The sequence below is a fragment of the Thermogladius sp. genome, from assembly GCF_049970955.1.
Lineage (GTDB): Archaea > Thermoproteota > Thermoprotei_A > Sulfolobales > Desulfurococcaceae > Thermogladius.
The window spans coordinates 21,351-26,423 of record NZ_JBMFLY010000012.1 but is presented as its reverse complement, the minus strand read 5'-3'; the positions used below and the strand labels follow the sequence as shown (position 1 = coordinate 26,423).

The window sequence follows — 5,073 nt, the reverse complement described above, 5'->3', positions numbered from 1 at the left end:
CCGTTCCAACCCTCACCATAGGCAACACCACTATCAGGGTTTCCAGCGACCTGGCAAACTTCGTCGCCGCGTGCAAGTCCGGTAGCATACCGGCCGGCAGCGTCGAGATAATATTCGGCCACGCACTGGCCAGCAACGAGATACCGGCCTTCAACAAGATTGTACAGGACTTCATGAAGGAGTACCCGTGCATCAAGGTCACAGTTAAGGCCTACGCCGACATGAACTCCCTGAAGTCCGCTGTGATAGCCGCGGTGGCCGTGGGGCAGCCGGGCGCCGGCCCGGACGTTTTCACGTGGGCCCACGACTGGATAGGCAGCTTCGCCGAAGCTGGTAGGATAGTCGCCCTGGACAAGTACCTGCCGCCCGAGTCGATCCAGGACATCAGGGCCCAGCTCCTACCCGTGGCCGCCGCAGCCGTCACGTACAAGCTCAAGATGTACGGCGTACCATACGCCGGCGAGGCCATAGCCCTGATCGTAAACAAGAAGATGGTCTCGACGCCCCCGACCACCTTCGACGAGATGAAGGCCATTATGCAGCAGTTCTACAACCCAGGCCAGGAGAAGTACGGGCTGGCGTACCAGATAGACCCCTACCACATATACCCGTGGATAACAGCGTTCGGAGGGTACTGGTACGACCAGTTGACCGACACGATAGGTGTCAACTCGACGCAGACGAAAGAGGGCCTGATATTCTTCATCGAGAACATACTGCCCTACCTCTACTACCAGGACCTGGGCGCACCCACTCAGCCCAACCTGTTCTTCACTGAGAGGGCCCCAATGATCATAACAGGACCCTGGAACCTGGCCGGCATAAACCAGACCATCGGTCTTAACAACGTGATCGTCGAGGCCATACCGCCGATCATCATAAACAACACCAAGTACATACCGAAGCCGTTCAGCGGCTTCAGGAACATGTACATAACGGCCCTGGCCGAGCTGGGCGGCAAGAACAGGATACTGGCGTCAATACTCTTCACCCTCTACGTCGGGCTCAACGACGACGCCGTCAAGACCCTCATGGTCGAGAACGGCTACGTCCCCGTCAAACTGAGCGTTCTACAGTACCTCGAGGCCAACAAGGACAAGTACCCCATCGTCTACGGCTTCGCTCAGGCGGTAATCAACAGTACCCCGATGCCGAACTCGCCCAAGATGGACGTCGTGTGGAACGTGGGCACCTACCTGAACGCCATTATAAACGCGTACACTAGCGCCATGAGCGCCGGTAAGCCGCAGAGCGAGGCTATACAGGCAGCCGTAGCCCAGGTCGGGCCGCAGCTAGACCAGGCCTACGCCGCTATAATGCAGGCCCTGTCTACGTTGACCACATAGCTTTTTTCCCCGACTTCCCATCGGGGGGTCCAGATGCCCTCTCGTAAGACCAGGGCCGAGGTCCTCTACCCGAGAAGAGTAGCCTACTCTCTCGTTGTCGCGAGTATAGCCCTCTACCTGTTCTTCTCCATATGGCCAATCCTATTCTCGATAGGGATAGCCTTCACTAACGCGAACGACGTCAACATAGCCCCGAACCCCCAGCTAGTCGGGTCGATCAACAACGCCATAGCGTGCGCGGAGGCCCTCAGAGACAACGCGTCGTACGTCGAGAGGGCCGTTGGCGCGGTCAAGCGCGTGGACGAGCTGTTGACCTCGATAAACCAGAGCCTCGCGAACATATACAACATGGTCTTAAACGGGACGAGCCCCTCGAGCCTCGAGTACCAGCTGGCTGTCTCAGACCTCTACAACAAAGCGAACATGCTGCCGAGTATACTAAGCGACTTCGAGAAGGCGTTCAACTGCACGGCCCTGGGTTACCCCACGGACAAGGCCATTATCAGCTCTGCCGTAGAGTCCAACCTGACCAGGCTCATGGAGCTCTCCTCCTACCTCCCCACGCTACAGGACCCCAACAGGATACTCAACTTGACGTCGATGGGGCTGAGCATCGTCTCGGCTAGCGAGGCGTACTTCAAGTCCATCGAGACGGACTACAAGGGCTACTTCAACTCGGTGATCAAGAGCCTGGAAGCCGACAAGTACAGCGTGGAGATGCACTTCGTGGGCTTGAGCAACTTCCAGAAGCTCTTCACGGACCCCAGGTTCGTCTACTCGCTCTACAAGACACTCCTCTTCGTGGCTACGAGCGTCCCCTTGAAAGTCTCCGTCGGGGTACTACTGGCCTTCCTGTACTCCACGCCGCTAGTCTACGGTAGGAGGGTGTGGAGGGGCCTGCTCCTTACGCCGTGGGCTCTACCGATACTCCTCTCCGGAATGATGTGGAAGTACATATTCTACCCCAGCGGACCACTGGGCGCGGCGTTCCACCTAGACATAAACAACAACGAGTGGCACGCCTTCCTAGTCTACAACCTGTTCGAGGCCTGGCTAGCCTACCCCTTCATAATGACCGTGACAATGGGGGCTCTCTCGGGCGTCTCCAAGGACTTGATCGAGGCATCCTACATAGACGGGGCCAGCCTCTTCTTCAGGATGAGGCACGTGGTTCTACCGCTGATATCCAGGCCCCTGATACTAGCCACTATACTGACAACAGGCGCCTCTCTCCAGGCCTTCATGGTACCGCTGCTCATAAACGGCGGCGGGCCCACAAAGACTATAACCGTCCCCTACCTCGGCTCCGCAACAGGGAACGCGAACGAGGTTCTGCTACTCTTCGGCTACGACAGGGTGACCATAGACAAGCAGTACGGCTACGCGGCGGCGACGTACGTGGTCGTGGTCTTGATAATACTCGCGTACGTAGCTCTATGGTTCTACTACAGTAGGAGGGGTGGTAGAGGGTGGTGAGGTCTATCACATTCACTAACATAATGCTGAGAGTGGCCCTGACAGTAGCCGGCGTACTGATAGTCTCGATACTACTGTACCCAGTAGCCTACGCGTTCCTCATGTCGGTCCTGGGGAAGGAGGGGATATTCCTAACCAGCCTCAGCCAGCTGGAGGAGTACGGGGTGAACCCGTGGAGGTACGTCGAGGTCCTCAGAGACCCGGAGTTCGTCAAGTCTCTCGTCACGAGCCTCGTCGTAGCGCTCCTCACCATACTGATATCGGTCGTCGTAATCACGCCCGCCGCCTACGGGTTCTCGAGGTTCAGGTTCTGGGGCAGGGACTCCCTGCTCTACGTCTACCTGATAATGAGCCAGGTGGGCGGCGGCTTCGGCATCATGGCGACGGTGGCGCTGTACATATTCCTGCTGAGGCTCAACGCCATGGGCGTACCGGTGCTGGGGAACATGTTCATACTCCCGGTGATCTACAGCTCCGGGCTGGTACCTTTCATGACCTGGCTACTGAAGACCTACTTCGACAGCCTACCAAAGGAGCTGGACGAGGCGGCCTTCATGGACGGCGCGAGCTGGACTACGATCGTGTTCAGGGTGATACTGCCCGCCTCCAGGTCGGCTATCATCATAATAACCCTGTTCGCGTTCATGAGCGCCTGGGGCGAGTTCATCCTAGCTAACTTCCTCGGCGTCAGCACGCTGGCGCAGTACATCTTCCAGACCGCCTTCGGGGCCAGAGGGCTGGAGCTCCCGGCCAGGTTCGCCGCTAACGCCATACTCTTCGCTATACCCACGATAGTGATCTACGTAGTGGCGCAGAGGTACATCGGCGAAGCGATGAGAATGGGGGCTGTGCGAGGCTGAAAAACTAGACTATAAGCTTACCCGTTTTTTTATCGAATATCAGCACCCTCCTCGGGTCGATTAAGAGGTACGCCTTGTCGCCCGGCTTGAACCCGGCCTCCCCTGTCAACTTCACCTTGACGAGCTCGTCGCCTAGCCTCGTCGTAGCGATGGCCTCGGAGCCGAGGTTCTCCACCACCTCGACCGTCGTCTCCGTCACCGCGACCTCCCTCACCCTCTTACCCGAGAGGGCCAGGTGCTCCGGCCTAATACCTACGTAGACCTCGTCCACGCCCGCGCCCGTTATCTTGGAGGCGATCCCCGGCTCGATAGGTAGCGCGATGCCGGGGCACTCGAGCCTAAAGGTCGTCTTAACCTTACCAGACCCCATCACACCACCTGACAGCTCCTCGGGGACCGCGTACTCCACGGGCTCGGCCTCCCTCACTCTACACGGGAGGAGGTTCATCGGCGGGGAGCCTATGAAGGTCGCCACGAAGGTGTCGGCCGGCTTGTGGTACAGCTCGCTCGGCGACCCGACTTGGAGGACCCTACCGGCGTTCATGACGGCTATCCTGTCCGCCATGCTCATGGCCTCTACCTGGTCGTGCGTCACGTAGACCGTGGTTATCCCCAGCTTCATCTGGATCTTCTTTAGCTCGGTCCTCATGGCAACTCTCAGCTTCGCGTCCAGGTTGCTGAGAGGCTCGTCTAGGAGCCAGACCTTGGGCTTCCTCACCAGGGCTCTCGCCAGCGCCACTCTCTGCTGCTGCCCTCCACTCAACTGCGACGGGTACTTCTCCAGGTGCTCTTTAATGCCCAGGAACTCGGCTACGGAGACCACGAGGCTCCTTATGTCGTCCTCGGTCAAGCCGAGTTGCTTCTTCCTAGCCCTCAGGGGGAACGCTATGTTGTCGAAGACGGTCATGTGGGGGTAGAGAGCGTAGTTCTGGAACACCATGGCTACGTCTCTGTCCTTGGGGTGTACGTCGTTCACGAGCCTGTCGTCTATGTAGACCTCCCCCTCGTCGGGGGTCTCGAGCCCGGCTATGATCCTCAGAGTAGTGGTCTTACCGCAACCGGACGGGCCGAGTAGAGCGAAGAACTCCCCGTCCCTTATGTCGAGGTTGACGTGGTCTACCGCTACGACCCTCCCGTACCTTTTAACGACGTTTACGAGCCTAACCCTAGCCAACTAGACCGCTCCCCCACAGATTATTTGTGTGAACGGGTGTGGAAAAACTTTTGAACTCAAGCTACTTCGCCCTCAACACGAGGAGTACCGCCGCTGCCAGGACGACGACCACTACTACGACGATCACCCACAGCTCAACTGGTGGCGCGCCCGCGGGCGGTGTAGCCGGCGTAGTGGCAGGTGTTGTGACCGGTGTTGTAGTGGTTGTCGTGGTGGT

General features: G+C 58.4%; 4 protein-coding genes. 3 read left to right on the top strand and 1 reads right to left on the bottom strand.

Annotated features, from left to right (window positions below; genetic code table 11):
- The 3 genes from ACP5VX_RS03065 to ACP5VX_RS03055 form a co-directional block, all read left to right on the top strand.
- On the top strand, positions 1-1,346 hold a 1,346-nt coding region (locus ACP5VX_RS03065), incomplete at its 5' end, for an extracellular solute-binding protein (RefSeq protein ID WP_428724435.1).
- A 33-nt stretch (positions 1,347-1,379) separates the two neighbouring features.
- Positions 1,380-2,822 (top strand): carbohydrate ABC transporter permease, encoded by a 1,443-nt coding sequence (locus ACP5VX_RS03060; RefSeq protein WP_428724434.1) that lies wholly within the window; start codon positions 1,380-1,382, stop codon positions 2,820-2,822.
- Positions 2,816-3,682 carry an ABC transporter permease subunit gene (locus tag ACP5VX_RS03055; RefSeq protein ID WP_428724433.1) on the top strand — a complete coding sequence of 289 codons (867 nt, stop codon included), beginning with the start codon at positions 2,816-2,818 and terminating at the stop codon, positions 3,680-3,682. Before ACP5VX_RS03060 ends, ACP5VX_RS03055 begins: the two co-directional genes overlap by 7 nt.
- Positions 3,683-3,686: 4 nt before the next feature.
- On the opposite strand, the gene ACP5VX_RS03050 is transcribed toward ACP5VX_RS03055, so the two are convergent.
- Positions 3,687-4,856: an ABC transporter ATP-binding protein gene (locus tag ACP5VX_RS03050; RefSeq protein ID WP_428724432.1), complete on the bottom strand. Its 1,170-nt coding sequence runs from the start codon at positions 4,854-4,856 to the stop codon at positions 3,687-3,689.
- Positions 4,857-5,073: the final 217 nt, after the last annotated feature.

Excerpts from the sequence above, each read along its gene's own strand:
- ACP5VX_RS03060 (WP_428724434.1), top strand. The coding sequence starts at position 1,380 with ATGCCCTCTCGTAAGACCAGGGCCGAGGTCCTCTACCCGAGAAGAGTA.